Source organism: Xanthobacter sp. 91, assembly GCF_000702385.1.
Classification (GTDB): Bacteria; Pseudomonadota; Alphaproteobacteria; order Rhizobiales; family Xanthobacteraceae; genus Xanthobacter; species Xanthobacter aminoxidans.
The window spans coordinates 4,260,115-4,276,289 of sequence record NZ_JNIB01000001.1; the positions used below are offsets into that span (position 1 = coordinate 4,260,115).

Here is a 16,175-nt window from a genome sequence, read left to right on the forward strand (position 1 = left end):
GCCCTATTGCGCCGCCACCGAGACCGTGCTGACCACGGGCTGGGCTACGGAGTTGAACAGCGAGGTGACCTTCTGCAGGTCCGCCAGCGGCGCGTTGGCGACGTAGATCGCATCCTTGTTGCGGATATTGAAGCTGCGGGCGAGGAAGACGAAGTTCGGATCGCGCATGTTCCAGCGGTAGATCACGCGGACATAGCCGTTGCTCTCCAAGGGCTGGGAATCCGGCCGCAGGCGGGCGGCGAAGCGCGCCGGCTCGATGCGCATCAGGTAGACGCCGGACGGATCGGCACGGGAATCGATCAGGCCGCCGACACGGGCGACCGCTTCTTCCAGCGTGATGCCCACCGCGTCGAACGGCACGATGGTCGGATTTCCGGCGGCGCCGAACACGGTGAAGGTCTGGGGGTCGCGGATCAGCACGATCTTGTCCAGCGGGCGGACGTAGACGTCCTCCTTCGGATCGTTGAGCAGAGCCTGCATGGGCACGGTCACGGTGTTGCCGCCGCGGCTGAGGCGCACGAACACCTCATGGGCGGGAATCTTGATGCCGCCGGCCGCCGCGATCACGTCCATCACGCGATCGCCACGCGGGGAGAGCGGGACGATGGCGCCGGTGGTTGCCTCGCCAAGCACGGTCGCGGCGTTGCTGACGCTGCGCGTGACCACCACGACCACCTGCGGCTCGATGGCCTTGCCGCTCAGCTTTTCGACCACCGCGGCCTCGATCTGCGCCGTGGTGCGCCCGGCCACCGGGATGCGCCCGGCATAAGGCACGGTAATGGAGCCGTCCTGCGCCACCTGCTGTTCGGGGATGGCTGCGCTGCGAGAGCCGGTGCCGAGCCGGTCGATGACCGGGCCGGAAAACAGGCCGCCGGCCGCCGCCTCCCAGATGGTGACGGAGATGACGTCGCCGACGCCGACCACGTAGCGGGTGGGGGGACGATAATCGCCGAAGCGGCCGCCCAAGGTGGCGGGGCGCTCCTGCGCCAGAAGCGAAAGGGTGCGGTCGTCGACGTCTACCAGCAGATACCGCTGGTCGTCGGATGGCTGCGCCATCTCGATCTCGACGCGGGACGGTCCGGAGGAAGGCAGTGCCGTGCAGCCGCAAGTTGCGGCTGCGAGCAGCAGCGAGGCGAAAAATTTATTTGCCGACAACATTGACGCGCTACGGTCCCGCCGCTGGAGGAGCAGGGCTGTTATACATCCCCTCGCTCTGCACAGCGACCTAGCCATACAACGTTTAAGGGAGCGTTGCGGTACTGCAACACGTCATTGTTGTTCCGCAAAATTGCGCAGTCGGGACGTGCAGTTGCAAGGTGTCTCGCTGCCGTCGGTGTTGTCGGCGACCTAAGGGAATATGGTAACAGGGTAAGCTCTCCATGTCGGAACACTTGGTCGCAGCAGGGGTGGTCCGCACGCACCGGCCCCTCGCCATCATCAGCGGCGGGTCGAGCGGCATCGGCTTTTGCATTGCGGAAATCCTGGGAAGCCGTGGTTGCACGGTTGCGATTCTCGGCCGTGATCCGGCGCGCCTCGCCCGGGCGCGGGAGAAACTGGAAGCGCAGGGAATCGCGGTGGTCGCGCACGCGCTCGATGTGCGCGACTTTGCGGCCTGTACCGCGCTGGTGGATGCCCTTCTCGCCGCGCACGGAACGCCGCTCTGGGTTGTGGCGAGCGCCGGTATCGTCGAGCCCGGCTTCTTCCTGGAGCAGGACGTGGCCGCCACGCACGCGCAGGTGGAGACCAATTTCCTCGGCACCGCGAATCTGGTGCGTGCCGCAGCGCCATCCATGGTGGCGGCGGGGCAGGGGCACATCGCCCTGGTCGCCTCCGCTGCCGGGCTGTTCGGGGTCGCGGGCTATGCCGGCTATTGCGCGTCCAAGTTCGCGGTGCGCGGATTCGCCGAGGCGCTGCGCATTGAGCTGGCCGGCTCGGGCGTCCGCGTGACGGTCTCTGTGCCGCCGGATACGGACACGCCGCAGCTCGCCCAGGAGCGTCCGCGGCGTCCCGCCGCCATCGCGCCATTCGCCGGCTCAGGCCGGCCGCTCGCGCCGCAGGTGGTGGCGGCGCATCTCGTCCGCACCGCCGAGCGCGGGGGCTTCATGTCCGCGCCGACCGCGCAGCTTGCCGCCATCGCGCGCCTGCAGGGCCTCGCCTCCGGCGTTTTCGCGCGGGTGCAGATGCGGCTCCTGCGCCGGAACAAGCCTTGAAGTCTCAGCGCCCCAGCGCATCCAGCAGCGGCTGGATGGCGGGTCCGTAGCGCCGCCAGCGGCCGACCGAGGTGGCATAGAGCGGCTCGCGCACCTGGGTGATGCTGGCCGTGCGCACCGGCCGCTCCGTCTCGTGGAATTTCAGGCAGGCCGGGTCCCATGCCTCCCCGCAGGTGGCGATGAGGCGCCGGGCGGAGCCCTCGATGTCGGCCACCACTGCCTCGTAGTCCATGGGCAGGATGGTGCCTTCCGGCAGCACCTCGTCCCAGTGCGCCATCAGCCCGGCATAGGCGGCATGGTGGCGGGCGAGTTCGGCGAAATCGTAGCTGTAGGGCAGGTCGTCGCGGAACAGCTTGGAGAAGCAGGAGATGGCCGTGTCCACCGGATCGCGCCGGCAATGGATGATGACGGCGCGCGGGAACAGGATGTGGATGAGGCCGAGGTAGAAGTAGTTGTTCAGCATCTTGTCCGCCACCAGCCGCTTGCCGGGTGCGAGGGCGGGGAGGGCGTCGAGATAGGCGGAGGTGATCTCGGCCATCTCCGGCCGCTCGATGAGATGCATCAGCTCGGGATAATGGACCATGCCACCGAATGCCTGGTCGATGCGGTTCACCGCGCGGTGGAACAGGTCCATCTCGCCGCCACCCTGGATGGCGGGATGGCTGGCGAGTATCTGCTCCACCAGCGTGCTGCCCGAGCGCGGCATGCCGACGATGAAGATCGGCCGCGCGTGCGCATCCCCCATGCCGGCCCGCTCGGCGAGGAAGGCGGGGGTGAAGATGGCGCGGATGCGGTCGAAGGTGGCGAGCGCGGCGGGCTCGTCATAGGTCAGCTGCGCGCGCTTCAGCCGGGCGCCGGCGATGAACTGGTCCATGGCCTCGGCGTGACGACCGAGGTCGTCGTAGGCCTTGCCGAGGGCATAATGGAGCGGGATGCGCTCGGCTTCGCCGGTCTCGGCTGAGAGCGCGCTCTCCAGCGCCTTCACCATATCCTCGTCCGGCCGCACCTTGCGGGCCGCGACGAGGTTGATGCGGCTGTTGACCGAGGCGGGATCGTTCGCCAGCGCCCGCTCGAATAGGGCGCAGGCGCCGCGCAGGTCGCCGGTTTCCATCAGCAGCAGGCCGAGTACGTTCAGCGCGTCGAGATCATCGGGAGCGAGGGCCAGCGCCCGGCGGGCGGCGTCGATCGCCTCGTCGCCGCGCTCCAGATCGCGCAGGATGCGGGCGAGGAGGACCAGCGTCGGCACATGGTGCGGGTTGGCGCGCAACGCCCGCTGGCAGGCCGAGCGCGCGCCCTCCGCCTTGCGCTCGTTGAGCAGGCCCTGCGCCAGATAGAAGGCAGGCTCCGGCCGCTCGGGCGCCGCCGAAATGGCCAGCGCCAGCACCGCGAAGGCCTCCTCGCTGCGCTCCTGCGCGAACAGGGACAAGGCGAGGGAATTGTAGGGCTCCACATAGTCCCGCCGCTGGGCGATGGCGGTGTGGAAGGCGGCGTCCGCCTCGCGGAAATCGCCCGTCTCGCGCAGCACGTTGCCGAGGTTGTTCCAGGCTTCCGGATAATGCCCGCGCTGGGCCAGGGCGGCACGGAAGGCGGCGATGGCCTCGCCCGGCAGGCCCTTGGCACGCAGAGCGTTGCCGAGGTTGTTGTGGGCCTCGGCGAAGGTGGGGCGCAGGCCGATGGCCCGGCCGTAGCAGGCGAGGGCTTCTTCCAGCGCGCCGGTCTCGAACAAAGCGATGCCGAGATTGTTGTGCCCGGCCGCATAGGCGGGATCGGCCGCGACCGCCGCGCGCCCGGCGGCGATGGCGCCGGGCCGGTCGCCGGTCTGGCGGCGCATCTCGCACAGGTTGCTGTGGTAGGAGGCCCGGCCGGGATCGGCGTCGGCCGCCCGCGCCATGAAGCTGACGGCCTCTTCCGTCCGCCCAGTCTGCGCGAGGATGACGCCGACGAGGTGCGCCGCCTCGCCCAATGCCGCCTGCTGCCCAAGCACGGCCCGCTGGACGATGGTCCGCGCCACCGCCTCCGCACCGCTCAGGTCGCCGGCGCGGTAGAGTTCCCACGCCCGCTCCAGCGTCGGCAGCGGCCCGCCGCGATCCGCGACCATGCTTCAGAACCGCAGCCGAAGCTGTGCGGAGGCCGTGCTGTTGGAATAGCCGTCGCCGAAGCTGCCGCGATATTCGAGGTAGCCGTCGATATTGGCCGTGAGCGCGAAGGAGAGCCCCGCCGCGGCGAGGGCCAGATCGCTCGGCCCGCCCGACAGGATGTTGAAGGCGATGGTGCTGTCGGACAGGAAGGCGGCGCCGAGGCTCGCGCCCGTGTCGAGATATTCGTGCTGCCAGCCCGCCTCCAGCCGCAGCGTCACCGGCAGGGTCGAGAGCGACAGAGGCTGGATGACGCGCAGGCCGAGGGTGGATTGCAGCGACTGGGTGGTGTCGGCGGCAACGTTCAGGTTGAACACGCCGGCCCCGCGCTCGGCGAAGGTGTCGGTGCTCAGCGCCGCATAGGCGAGGCGCAGATAGGGCTCAAGCTTGGCGCCGGGGGCATAGGCATAGTCATAGCCCGCCTCGCCCACCACCGCGCCCGCATTGCCCGAAAAGTTCGAGCGCGCGGTGAAGAGCGTGCCGCCGTACGCGATGGAGCGGCTCATGTCGTAGGTCTGGTAGCCGTAGGTGCCGAACAGATTGGCGTAGAAGGCGCCCCACTGCTTTTCCGCATAGAGCGAGGCGGTCCACTGGTCCACCGATCCCGAGGCCGGGGTGGTGAAGCCCAGGTTGGCCGTCTGGTAGCTGAAGACGGCGCCGCCGCGTGCATCGTCGCCGAACGCCCGCTCGATGCCGCCGAGCACGCCGCCGCCGGAGCTGGAGACCGTGCCGTTGCCGGTGTCAGTGCTGCCCCAGTTGCCGAACGGGCGCAGCCACACGCCGTTCTGCGGCGCCGGTGCGGCCGCTGCAAGGGATGTCCAGGGGCTGGAGGCTCCGGACGCGGAACCGGTGGCGGCATAGGCGTTGCCGGAGAGGTTCACCTCGCCCGCACCATAGGAGAGGAGCGCGCTGCCGCCGCTGGGCAGGGCGCCTGTGCCGCGGGTGGCGGCGAGCTGCTGGCTGATCTGCCCGTTGATGGTGCCGAAGGTCGCCATGCCGGCCGTCTTCGCATCGGCCAGAGGCGCACCGGACATCTGGTTGAGGAGGTTCGCCACCTGCCCGTCGGTGCCGACGTAGAAGCTGTCCAGCACCGGGCTCAGCGGCGAGGAGAGAGACAGCCGCTGGTAGTTGAGATCGATGCCCGCCGCCAGCGAGCGACCCGCGAGGGAGAGGCCGGCGAGGGAGGTGGTGGCGTTGCGGGTGAGCACCAGCGTCGCCCCGTCCGCATCATAGGTGACGGCGGCGGAGAGCAGGCTGTTGGGGGTGGTCACGTCGGCGAAGGAGCCGGAGATGTCGGACGAGGAGACGAGATCGTAGCTCGTGGTCTTCGCCCGGATACCCGTGGCCCCCAGCACGGCCACCGTACCGTCGAGTTCGGCACTCGTCGCGACGATGGGTGCTGCACTCCATTGCGGGGAGAGATAGACGCCCAGCGTGCCGCCGGCGGCCTGGGTGTAGGACTTGGTTTCGATGGCGCTGTCGGCGGTGAGGATCAGCGTGCCCTGGTCCTTCACGGCGAAGGTGCCGATGCCCACCGCCGTGCCGATGAAGGCGAGGCTCACCGGCGTGCCGTCGCCGCCGACGTTGACGCTCGCGAGGCTCTCCAGCGTGCCGGAATAGACGAAGCTCGTGTCCGCCCCGGCCAGCACCGTGAGGCTGCCGAGCCCGCCGCCGAGCACATCGCCGTTCAGCGTGCCGCCGCTCCAGGTGATGGCGTCGGCATAGGTGGAGGAGAGCGCAAGGTCGCCGAAAACAGTTCCATCCTGCAACAGGACGCGGGTGGCGGAGCCCTCGCCGGTCAGGTCGATGGCGATGCCGGCGTTGTTGCCCTCGATGGCGTAGATGCCGCCGCGATTGGTGAGCGTGCCGATGTTGCTGCCGCCCGCCACCTTGATGGCGGTGGCGCTGCCCGTGGCGCCGGTGGTGGCGGTGATGCCGCCCGTATTCACGAGGCCGCCGGTGAGCGTCACCGCACCGGCGGTGGCGAGGGCGGTGTCCACCTTGAGGGTGTCGAGGGTCGTCACCTGCGCCGCGCCCAGGGCCATGCCGTCGATCGTGGAACCGATGGCGATGCCGATGGCGGTGGCGTCGGTGCCCGTCGCCTGTGCGGCGATGGCGCCGGTGTTGGCGAGCGCGCCACCCACCGTGCCGGAGGCGATCTGGAGGCCCACGGCGACGGCCTTTGCGCTGGTGCTGGCCCCGGTGGCTCCGGCCGATGCGGTGGCGACCACGATGCCGGAATTGACGATGCTGCCGCCGACGCCGCCGGTGGCATCGAGGGCAAGGCCATAGGCGAAGGCGGAGGCATCCGCCGTGCCGCCGCTGGCGGTGGCGTTCGCGGTGGCGCTGCCGCCGATGGTGCCCGTGTTGACGAGATCGCCGCCGATGCCCGCGCCGGCCGCGGTGAAGAGGCCGAAGGCGGAGGAGACGGCCGTCGCGTCCTTGGAAACCGTGCCGCCCTTGCCCGATGCCGTGACATTGGACAGCGCGGTCGCGCCGATGATGGAGGTGTTGGTGACGTCGCCGGAGATCTTCTGCGTGCCCGACAGCATGACGCCCAGCGCCAGCGCCGAGCCGACGCCGTGGGCCGATGTCTTCACCTCTCCGGTGCCGCTGGAGACGGCGGAGACCGAGGTGGTGGCGCTCGCCTGGGAAAGCACCGTCGCGCTGTTGGAAAATCCTGCCAATCCGTCCGTCGACGCGACGATGCCGCTGGCGAGCACGATGCCCGTGGCGTCCGCCTTCGCCTCGGCCTCGCCACTTCCCGCCGTTGTGCTCGCGACCGCCCCGAATGTGCCGGAAGCGACGGCGGTGATGGCGCCGGAATTCACCAGCGATCCGCTGACCTGGCCGGGCAAGGCGAGGATGCCCATGGCCAGCGACAGCCCGTCCGCGACGGAGGTGGCCTGTGCGCTCGCGCCGGCGGCCGAGCCGACGGTGGTGATGGTGAGCGCCTGATCGACCGAGATCACGCCGGAATTGGTGAGGTTGCCGGCAAGCCCGTCGAGGCTCGCATAGATGCCGTAGCTGGCGGCGATGGCGCCGTCGAGCCCGGGCACGGTGCTGAGCGCCGTGGACTGGCTGAGCGCCGAGGCCACCGCCGCGCCGTCGGAGGAACTTGCGTTCGCCGCGGCGACGTTGGTCAGCGCCACGGCGGAGGCGAGGGCGATGGTGCCGGAATTGGTGATGCCCGTGGTCGCGACCGTGCCGGTGGAGGGGCCGCCCGCCACCTCGGTGATGTTGAGGCCGAAGCTGTTGAAGGAGGAGGGGCCGGAGGTGGCCGTTGCCGTCGCCGTCTTGCTGCCGCCGCCCGCGGTGGCGGAAAGGTTGGAGGCATAGGTGGAGGAGACGTCGATGACGCCGGAGTTCGTCACCTCGGCCACGTTCGGCGCGCTGATATAGACGCCCGCGGCGGAATTGGTGGCGAAGAGCAGGGCGCCGGAGAGGAAGTTCGCGCCGGCGCTGTAGGTGACGTTGGCTTCCGCCTCCCGCTCCGACAAAGCGAGGCCGGACTGCGAGCCGGTGGCTTTCGAGGTCAGCTTGATGACGCCCGAATTGCGCACCGTGGCGCTGTAGTCGCTGGCGGCGTATCCGCTGGCGACCACGCTGATGCCGGCGAGGTGGGTGTAGAGATAGCCGCTCGCCGCCACCTCGGCCTTTTTCTTCGTCGGCGCTCCGTCGGAGCTGGCTGTCGACTGGCTCTGGAGCGAGGCCGTGGCCGAGAGGTTCACCACGCCGCTGTTCACGATGGGGCCGGTGAGGGTGTCGACGGCCACATTGATGCCGGTGAGGGTGACGGCCGCGAAATTCTGCTGCGCGACTCGGGTCTTGTCGAGTGCGGAGGCGGACGCGCTCGTGGTGGTGTCGGCCACGCCGGTCACGTCGATGCTGCCGCTGTTGGTGAGATCGCCCAGGCTGCCGTTGGCGAAGGAGACGCCATAGGCCGTCACCGAGCCGCCCACCGAGCCCATTTCCGGGTTGGTCTGCGGGGTCTTGGGATCATTGTAGTTGAGCAGGGCCGCGGTGTTGTAGGCGGCGACGCTCGCCTTCGAGACGCTCAGGGCCGAGCCTTCGACGGTAATGGTGCCGGTGTTCTGAAAGCTCGTGATCTGCGCCTCTGTGGTGCTGATCCCCGAGGCGAGCACGACCGCGCTCGATTCCACCAGCCGAGCCGGGTGGATGTTCAGGGTGGTGGCGACCGTGAAGTTGGTGGTGTGGGTGATGGAGGCCACCACATCGATGATGCCGGAGTTCGCCAGCGTGGCACCCGAGACGCCGGGCGGCATGTTGGCGCCGAGCTGGCTCATCTGGACGCCGATGGCGCGGGCGGTGGCGGCCGCCAGCAGCCAGGCAGCCGAGGATGTCACCAGTTTCTCGGTGATGCCCCCGCGCGCCCGGACGGATATGGTTCCGGCGTTGTCGATGCTGTTTGCCGCGGCGCTGCTCACCGACAACACCCCGATCGCCGAGACGTTCGTGGTGAGCGTCATCGAGCTATTGCCGGCGACCGGGCTGTAGACGGCGGTGACATCGTTGGAGATGTCGAGAACGCCGCTATTGGTGTTAACGATGCCGCCGGCGAAATACGTCGCGACGTGAATGCCTTGGGCATATTCGTTGACGGCGACGTCGCCGTTACCGATGACCGGAGCGGCATTGATGATGCGGCTCGCCTGGATGCTGCCGCTGTTCTCGATGCTGCCGGACAGCGGGGTGGGCGAGGGAGCCGGGTAAATCAGGATGCCCTTGGTTTCGGCACTGGTGCTGGGCTGGGTGCTGCCAGCGGCGACGCTCAGCTTGGTGAGGGATTGCGTGACGCTGATGGTACCGGCATTGAGGATGCCGTTCGTCAGCGAGGGGGCGTCCACGGTCAGCGCGAAGGACGAATTCTTCGCTGTCTCGGAATAGACGATGCCGCCCTGGTTGATAACGCTGCCGAAGGGCGCGCCGGGCGTCGAGGTGCTCACCACCACCGGGGCGGCCACCACCGTGCCCGAGGGGATCACATAGTCACCGGCACGGGCCACCGGGCCGGCCAGCGCGAGCGCCAGCAGAGAGGTCGAGGCGAGCAGGCTGGTCGCAAGCAGGCGGGACATGCGCACCTCTCCCGGAACGGCGGGGCAGCTTTGGTTGCAGGACGGACGAGTGAAAACCTTGCGGAAGTTACCTCCCGATTCGGCCTAAGCGCAACGCTTAGCTGGCGGTTGTCGGCCACCATTCCGATGCGTTCGCCGCCTTGGTTAAGGTGTTGCAGTGCACACAGGAAATGCTGCTGCCGCGCACTTGATCGCCCCCAGCCGCACGGCGAGACTGGGACGTCGCCGCCGGGGCGGCCGGGCTCCCGTTTCATGCGTCTCCTGCTGGTCGAGGACAATCACGAGCTTGCCGACTGGCTCGCCAAGATCCTGCGGCGGGACAATTTCGTCGTGGACGTGCTCAATGACGGGGAGGCGGCGGACCAGGCGCTGGCGCTGGAGACCTACGATCTCGTCATCCTCGACCTCGGCCTGCCCGGCATGGGCGGGATGCAGCTTCTGAAGCGCCTGCGCAGCCGCGCCAATGCGGTGCCGGTCATCATCCTCACCGCCAATGCCAGCCTCGACGGGCGGGTGGCGGGGCTGGATGAGGGGGCGGATGACTATCTCGCCAAGCCCTTCGACATCGCCGAGCTGGAAGCGCGCATCCGCGTGCAACTCCGCCGCTCGGCGCGCCGGCCGGACCCGGTCATCACCTGCGGCACGCTCGCCTTCGACACCAACACCCGCCTGTTCCGCCTCGGCGCGGAGCCTTTGGCGCTGACTCCGCGCGAGCATGCGGTGCTGGAGGCCCTGCTCATCAAGGCCGGGCAGACGGTGAGCAAGGCGCAGCTTTCACAAAGCATCTTCGGCCTCGACGATCTCGCCGACCCCAGCGCCATCGAGATTTATGTCCACCGCCTGCGCAAGAAGCTGGAGGGGGCCGACGTGCGGATCGTGACCCTGCGCGGGCTCGGCTATCTGTTGCAGCATGCGCATGGATAGCCTCCGCCTCCAGCTTCTGCGGTGGCTACTGCTGCCGCTGGCGGGCCTCGTGGCGGTGAACGTCTTCACCAGCTGGCGGCAGGCGAGCGCCACCGCCGATCTCGTCACCGACCGCACCCTCGATGCCTCCGTCCGCGCCATCGCCGAGGACGTGCGCATCGACCGGGGCGTCATCGACGCCATCGTCCCGCCCGTGGCGCTGGAGATGTTCGACACCGGCCACCGGGACCGGGTGTTCTACCGGGTGGACACCGCCGCCGGCCGCCTGCTCAGCGGCTATCCCGATCTGCCGCTGCCCGAGCCGCCGCCGCAGGCGAGCGCGCCGGTGCATTTCACCGGCAGCTATCGCGGCAGCGACCTCCGGCTCGCGGCCCTGTCCTATCCGCTGGTTGGCGCCACCGATGGCGCGCGGGTGACGGTCGTGGTGGGTGTCACGCTTGCCGGACATGCGGCCATGGTGCGGGAATTATGGGTGGGCAATTTCGGCCAGCAGCTCATCCTGCTGGTGGCGGCCGGCGTGCTGGTCATCATCGGCCTCGGGCGGGGGCTGGCGCCGCTGATGCGCCTGCGCGAGGCGGTGATGGAGAAGGGGCGGGACGATCTCTCCCCTTTGCCGGACCATGCCGTGCAGAGCGAGTTGCGCCCGCTGGTGGCCGCGCTCAACACCTATATGGGCCGCGTCGCCGGGCAGATGGCGGCGCAGCGCCGTTTCGTCGCCAATGCCGCGCACCAGTTGCGCACGCCGCTGGCGCTGCTCTCGACGCAGGTGGCCTTCGCCCGCCGCACCGGGGAGGCCGCCGAGCGCGCGGAGGCATTGGCCGGGGCGGAGGAGAGCACCCGCCGCCTCGCACGCCTCGCCGCCCAACTCCTCACCTTGTCCCGCGCCGAGCCGGGCAGCCGTCGCCCGCGCGACGAAGACATCGACCTCGCCCAGTCGGCCCGGCAGGTGCTGGAGGGGCTCGCCTATCTCGCGGTGGAGCGGGACATCGACCTCGGCCTCGACGTGAACGCCCCCGCCGTCACGCGCGGCGACGGCGCCATGATGCGCGAGGCGGTGGTGAACCTCGTGGAGAACGCTTTGCGCTACACGCCGAAGGGCGGCACCGTGACTGTTACTGTGGAGGGGACGGCGGAGGAGGCTGTGCTGGTGGTGGAGGATTCGGGGCCGGGTATTCCGCCGGAAGAGCGCGACAAGGTGTTCGAGCGCTTCTACCGGGTGCCGGGCACGCCGGGCGAGGGCTCCGGCATCGGCCTCTCCATCGTGCGCGAGGTGGTGGACGGGGCAGGCGGAAGGCTCTTGCTCGGCACGGCGGCGGCCGGCGGGCTGAGGGTGGAGATGCGGCTGCCGGTGGCGGGGGGATGATCGCCACTATTTCATGGCAATACACGTCCAATGCACTGCGAGGCGAAACGTCTCCTCGCCAAACCCCGGATTCAGCTGGGCGGCTTTCTCAACGGCACTTTCTGCATCGATGGTGAGGCTCCCACTTTTATATTCAAAACATCTGGTGCAGTCCCGATCAAAATTCACCGCCGAACGAATGGCTGCCTGCAGGGTGGAAAAATTTTCGGTAGGGTGGGCTCGTTTGAGCCAATCGAAAACCATATCTGTATTAGCGATATCCCTATTCTGTCTGCCTAAAATAGATTCAATGGCAAAATTGGTGATATAATTCGCAAAGCGGCGATATTTTGATACGGATAATTTATTATTATATTCTATAGTTGATAGTTTTTTTCGATTTATAGTCGATATGTAGGTGTTTTGACAGAACTTTAACAGGAAATAAGCAGCGTCAGAAAGTGCCAATTTTGACGCATTTTTGATATATAACTCCGGATTGTCCACTGCCAACCCCGCATGGCTATCGTAAATTTGACGCTCCATTTCACGATATATAGTCCATGCGGGATCAGAATGGCAGCATCGTCTACGTGTCCAGCAACTGAATCACTGTCTCTCGCCTTTTTCCTCAGTTCTGCTCGCTGTAGGGCACCGGGCGCCACTTCACGAGACGGTTCTCCACCAGCGTGATGAGGAATTCCATCACCAGCGCCACCACCGCGAGGATGATCATGGCCGCGAACACGCCGTTGGCGTTGAACGCGCCCTGCGCGGTGGCGATCAGGAGACCCACGCCCTGTTTGGCGCCGAGGAATTCGCCCACCACCGCGCCCACCAGCGCGAAGCCGAAGGAGACGTGGAGCGAGGCCAGGATCCAGCTCATGGCCGAGGGGATGATGACCGAAGTGGTGATCTGGAAGGGCGAGGCGCCGAGGATCTGGGCGTTGGCGATCATGGCGCGGTCGGCCTCGCGCACGCCCTGGAAGGCATTGGCGAACACCACGAAGAACACCATCACCACCGCCAGCGCCACCTTGGACGCCATGCCGAGGCCCAGCGCGATGATGAAGATCGAGCCCAGCACCACGCGCGGGATGGAATTGGCGATCTTGATGTAGATGGAGAACACGTCCGCCAAGAGCTTGTTGCGACCGAGAACGATGCCGCACACGATGCCGCCCACGGCGCCGATGAAGAAGCCGAGGATGGTTTCCTCCAGCGTCACCATGATCTGCACCCAGAGCGGGCCCTGCGAGGTGCCTTCCGTCATCCACACCCAGATCTGCTCGGCGATGCCGGAGGGGCTGGCGAAGAAGAACGGATCGATGAAGCCGGTGAGGGCGCCGATTTCCCAGATGCCGAGCACGGCGACGAGAATGGCGATACGCAGCGAGATGACGAGGGCGCGGCGGGCCTTCAGCCGGGCGCGGGCCTTGGCCTCGATCTCGGCTTCGGTGGGCACCGCGCGGGCGGCGGCGAAGGGGGCGGAAGCGGCGTCTGCCTGCATGGTCATTGGTCGTTCCTCCCGTTCAGTGGCCGGTGTCGAGGGTGCGCTGCTGGCCGATCTGCACTTCTTCGCGCAGATCGTCCCAGATGGTGCGGCAGCGTTCGACGAAGGCGGCGTCGTAGCGGATTTCCGCCATCACCCGCGGGCGCGGCAGGTCGATGGTGTAGACGCTCTTCACCGTGGCCGGGCCGGCGGTGAGCACATACACCTTGTCGGCGAGGGCAACGGCCTCTTCGAGGTCGTGGGTGACGAACACCACGGACGCGCCGGAGCCGGACCACAGGGTGAGCAACTCGTCCTGCATGTTGGTGCGGGTCTGCACGTCGAGTGCCGAGAAGGGCTCGTCCATCAGCAGGATCTTCGGCTCGTTGATGAAGGTCTGCGCCAGCGCCACGCGCTTCCTCATGCCACCGGAAAGCTGGTGCGGATAATGGCTCTCGAAGCGGGCGAGGCCCACGCGGGCGATCCAGTCGCGCGCCTTCTCGTAGGCCACGGACTTGGGCAGGCCGCGATAGAGCGGGCCGGCGGCCACGTTGTCGAGCACCGAGCGCCAGGGGAACAGCGCATCCGCCTGGAACACGAAGCCCACGTCCTTGTGGATGCCGTTGACCGGCTGGCCCATCACCCGCACCTCGCCGGCGCTGGGCTTGGCGAGGCCGGTGACGAGGTTGAGCGTGGTGGACTTGCCGCAGCCGGTGGGGCCGACCACGCAGGCGAACTCGCCGCGGTCCACGCTCATGTTGAAGTCCCGCAGCGCCGTCATGGACTTGCCGTCGGGCGTCAGGAACCGGCGGGTGACGTTGTCGAGCTCGATGGCCGGGCCGAGGCCGGCGGCAGCGATCGCGCCGGGGATCACCGCCGGGCGGGCGGGATCGAGGGTCTGAAGGGACATGCGTTTCCTCCCGCCGCCGGCGCGGGGCGCGGCGACCTCAATTCTTTCGGGGTGTGATGAGGGGCGCCGCGACGAGGCCGCAGCGCCGGGGTCAGCAGACGAGCGTCAGGTGCCGAGGCTCAGTTGCCGAGCGTTTTGGCGGCGTTGTCCACGTAGGTGGTGGTGTAGGTCTTGGACAGGTCGATGGCCTTGCCCTGCACGTTCTTGGAGAAGGCCTGCAGCACCTTCAGTACCGTCTCGGGACCACCGGCGGGCATGCGGCCGTCCGGCGTGAATTGCGCCTTACCCTCGGCCAGACCCTGAATGTAGAGGTCCTTGTCGCCGACGTAATAGTCCTTCGGCATCTTCTCCGCGATCTCCGCCGCCGAGTGGCTGGCGATGAAGCGCATGGTGCGCACGAAGGCATTGGCGAGCTTCTGCGCCTCGGCGGGATGGCTCTCCAGCCAGCTCGCCTGCACGTAGAAGGAGGCGGCCGGATAGAGGCCGCCGAGGGCCGCAACGGTCTTCTCCGGCGTGCGCATGTCGATGAGGATCTTGGCGACGCCCATCTTCACCAGCTGGCCGATGGTCGGCTCGGTGGTCATGCCGGACTGGATCTGGTCCTGCTTCATGGCGGCGATGAAGGTATTGCCCGCGCCCACCGGCAGCAGGGAATAGTCGCCCGGCTTCAGGCCGCCCTTGAAGGCGAGATAGCGGGTGAGGAAGTCCGTGGAGGAGCCGAGGCCAGTCACGCCCAGCGTATGGCCCTTGAAGTCGGCCGGCGACTTGATCTGGTCGGCGTATTTGGTCGCCACCATCTGCACTTCGCCGGGCGCCTGGCTGAACTGCACCACGGAGGTGATGAACTTGCCCTTGGCCTGAAGATCGATGGTGTGGTCGTAGAAGCCCACCACGCCCTGCACGGCGCCGGCGAGCAGTTCGTTTTCCGCCTCGACACCGGCGCGGGAGTTGATGAGCTCCACCTCAAGCCCTTCATCCTTGAAGTAGCCGAGCGCATTGGTGAGGGCGGCGGGCAGGTAGATCTGCTTTTCCATGCCGCCGACGATGATGGTCAGCTTCTCGGCATGGGCGGCAGCCGGGCCGAGCAGGCTCGCGGCGATAGCGGCCGCACCGGCGAGCGCCTTCAGGCGGCCGCGCGCAAGGATGCGAGCAGAGGATTTCAGCATGTGATGCCCTTCCCGTGAGGGCGCCCTGCGCCCGCGTTTCCTGGTGGTGGACCTGCGGCGCTTATGAGACGGCCGGCTTCTCCACACCAACACGGATAAACCCTTTCAGCTTTCAGTCGGCTTTCATTCCGGAAAGGAATGCCCAAGGAATTGGAATGCCCTTTCGTCAGCTTGCCGGCCGTGTCATGAGCAGCGAGGCTGTCAGGATCGGGCTGGAGAAACGCATCATGTCGCTGCCGTCGCGCGTCGTTGCCTCGCTCAAGGCGTCCATCGGCGATGTGGTGTTCGGCATGGAGGACGGCACCGTCTCCATCTTCGGCCTCGTCTTCGGCGTGGCCATGAGCACCAACGATCCCCGCGCGGTGCTGATCGCTGGCGCCACTGGTGCGGCGGCAGCAGCCGTCTCCATGATGGCGGGCAGCTATCTCGATGCGGAATCGGTGCGTGACGCCCGCCGCGCCCGGCGCAACGGGCCGGTGGATGCGACGGAGGCCGCAGCGCAGGTGGAGACCGTCGCGGCGGCCCTCACCCGCGGCGGCATGGCGGCGGCGGACGTGGCGCAGGTGGCGGAGGCGCTGAAGCGTGCGCCGCGCGCCACCCTCGGCCTGCGCTCCGAGCTCGACGAGGCGGATGACGGCGCCAGCCCGACCTCGCATGCCTTCTGGATGTTCGTCTCGGACCTGTTCGCCGGATTCACCCCGGTGCTGCCCTTCGCCTTCCTGCCCATGGATCAGGCGCGGATCGTCTCGCTGCTGCTGACGACGGCGCTGCTGGTGGCGCTGGGTGTCGGGCGCGGCATCGTGGGCAAGCGCTCCATCGTGCGCGCCACGGCGGAGACGCTGACCATCGCCGCTTCCGCTGCGGCAGCTGGTGTGCTGGTGGGGCGGTTGCTCTCGTAAG

At 67.9% G+C, this 16,175-nt stretch carries 11 protein-coding genes; 4 read left to right on the plus strand and 7 right to left on the minus strand.

Features of this window, described 5'->3' with window-relative positions; translation table 11 throughout:
• Nucleotides 1–3: 3 nt before the first annotated feature.
• On the minus strand, nucleotides 4–1,056 hold the full coding sequence (locus A37E_RS0119915; RefSeq protein ID WP_245279385.1) for a polysaccharide biosynthesis/export family protein: 1,053 nt from the start codon (nucleotides 1,054–1,056) through the stop codon (nucleotides 4–6).
• A gap of 323 nt (nucleotides 1,057–1,379) precedes the next feature.
• Here A37E_RS0119915 and A37E_RS0119920 point away from each other — a divergent pair, with 323 nt between their 5' ends.
• Nucleotides 1,380–2,210, plus strand: coding sequence for an SDR family NAD(P)-dependent oxidoreductase (locus tag A37E_RS0119920; protein ID WP_081837697.1), 831 nt, complete (start codon nucleotides 1,380–1,382; stop codon nucleotides 2,208–2,210).
• Nucleotides 2,211–2,214: 4 nt separating this feature from the next.
• On the opposite strand, the gene A37E_RS0119925 is transcribed toward A37E_RS0119920, so the two are convergent.
• Together A37E_RS0119925 and A37E_RS0119930 are read right to left on the minus strand one after the other, a co-directional pair.
• A complete protein-coding gene (locus A37E_RS0119925) occupies nucleotides 2,215–4,308 on the minus strand; it encodes a tetratricopeptide repeat-containing sulfotransferase family protein (protein ID WP_051679205.1) in 2,094 nt (697 codons plus the stop codon).
• Between the two features lie 3 nt (nucleotides 4,309–4,311).
• Complete coding sequence (locus A37E_RS0119930) at nucleotides 4,312–9,441, minus strand: autotransporter outer membrane beta-barrel domain-containing protein (RefSeq protein ID WP_029558232.1); 5,130 nt, start codon at nucleotides 9,439–9,441, stop codon at nucleotides 4,312–4,314.
• 252 nt (nucleotides 9,442–9,693) lie between these two features.
• On the opposite strand from A37E_RS0119930, the gene A37E_RS0119935 reads away from it, so the two are divergent.
• Together A37E_RS0119935 and A37E_RS0119940 are read left to right on the plus strand one after the other, a co-directional pair.
• Nucleotides 9,694–10,365 carry a response regulator gene (locus tag A37E_RS0119935; RefSeq protein WP_029558234.1) on the plus strand — a complete coding sequence of 224 codons (672 nt, stop codon included), beginning with the start codon at nucleotides 9,694–9,696 and terminating at the stop codon, nucleotides 10,363–10,365.
• The gene (locus A37E_RS0119940; protein WP_029558235.1) at nucleotides 10,352–11,728 is read left to right on the plus strand and encodes a sensor histidine kinase; all 1,377 of its coding nucleotides are present in this window, start codon (nucleotides 10,352–10,354) and stop codon (nucleotides 11,726–11,728) included. Before A37E_RS0119935 ends, A37E_RS0119940 begins: the two co-directional genes overlap by 14 nt.
• A 6-nt stretch (nucleotides 11,729–11,734) precedes the next feature.
• Here A37E_RS0119940 and A37E_RS27075 read toward each other — a convergent pair whose 3' ends face one another.
• From A37E_RS27075 to A37E_RS0119955, 4 genes are all read right to left on the minus strand, one after another.
• Complete coding sequence (locus A37E_RS27075) at nucleotides 11,735–12,253, minus strand: hypothetical protein (RefSeq protein ID WP_156026391.1); 519 nt, start codon at nucleotides 12,251–12,253, stop codon at nucleotides 11,735–11,737.
• 85 nt (nucleotides 12,254–12,338) lie between these two features.
• Nucleotides 12,339–13,217 carry an ABC transporter permease gene (locus tag A37E_RS0119945; protein WP_038194778.1) on the minus strand — a complete coding sequence of 293 codons (879 nt, stop codon included), beginning with the start codon at nucleotides 13,215–13,217 and terminating at the stop codon, nucleotides 12,339–12,341.
• 22 nt (nucleotides 13,218–13,239) lie between these two features.
• A complete protein-coding gene (locus A37E_RS0119950) occupies nucleotides 13,240–14,109 on the minus strand; it encodes an ABC transporter ATP-binding protein (protein WP_245279386.1) in 870 nt (289 codons plus the stop codon).
• Nucleotides 14,110–14,228: 119 nt separating this feature from the next.
• Nucleotides 14,229–15,275, minus strand: a complete 1,047-nt coding sequence (locus A37E_RS0119955; RefSeq protein WP_051679206.1) for an ABC transporter substrate-binding protein — start codon at nucleotides 15,273–15,275, stop codon at nucleotides 14,229–14,231.
• Between the two features lie 227 nt (nucleotides 15,276–15,502).
• Between A37E_RS0119955 and A37E_RS26125 the strand changes: the two genes are divergently transcribed.
• Nucleotides 15,503–16,174 (plus strand): VIT1/CCC1 transporter family protein, encoded by a 672-nt coding sequence (locus A37E_RS26125; protein WP_029558239.1) that lies wholly within the window; start codon nucleotides 15,503–15,505, stop codon nucleotides 16,172–16,174.
• Nucleotide 16,175 lies beyond the last annotated feature (1 nt).